This window comes from Rhizobium sp. 01T444 (assembly GCF_056398305.1).
Genome location: NZ_JBFTPD010000246.1, coordinates 1 through 625, shown reverse-complemented (window position 1 = coordinate 625; position 625 = coordinate 1). Strand labels below are relative to the sequence as shown.

2 protein-coding genes are annotated in these 625 nt (G+C 66.2%); both read right to left on the bottom strand.

Annotation, left to right across the window (positions count from 1 at the left end):
* On the bottom strand, positions 1–307 hold a 307-nt coding region (locus tag AC1DTN_RS38245), incomplete at its 3' end, for an ABC transporter substrate-binding protein (protein WP_477925388.1).
* Between the two features lie 57 nt (positions 308–364).
* Positions 365–625, bottom strand: a 261-nt coding sequence (locus AC1DTN_RS38240; RefSeq protein ID WP_477925386.1) for an ATP-binding cassette domain-containing protein, incomplete at its 5' end; no start/stop codon positions are given.

Below are 625 nucleotides of genomic sequence, written 5' to 3'. Positions count from 1 at the left end.
GGATCACATAGTGGATGCCCTGGTCGATCGCGCGGTCCAGGCAGTTCTTGCCGTCCTTCGGATTGAACTTGTTGTCGCAGGGCACCAGCTCGACCTTCTTTCCGGCGAATCCGCCGGCGTCGTTGTCGCGCTTGATCATGTACTCGAGAATCTTCTGCGCGCGCTCCATGGTGTTGGATTGCGGCCCCGACAGCGGGTCGTTGAGCATCACCTTGATCGTGTCCGCGGCCCGCGCCGGCGCGGCCCCGAAGGCCGAGAGCGCGGCCCCGAGGACGAGGCCCGCCGACAGGCGTGTTGAAAATCCCATGGTCTATCTCCGTTCGATTGTTGGTGGGTCGGTTGCGCCTTCGGCGCACCCGTCGTCCTAGACCTCGAGCCACTCCGTGCGCACGGCGGGGCTGGCCTTGAATTCGTCGACGCTCGCGTCGAAGACGATGCGCCCGTGGCCCATGACCGCGATTCGGTCGCACAGGTCGAGCGCAATCGTCAGCTTCTGCTCCACGAGCAGGATCGCCACGCCGCGCCGGGCGGCCTCGGACAGCAGCTGCGCGACCTGCTGGACCATCGACAGGCTCAGCCCCTCGGTCGGCTCGTCGACCAGCATCAGCGAGGGCGAGCCCTTGAG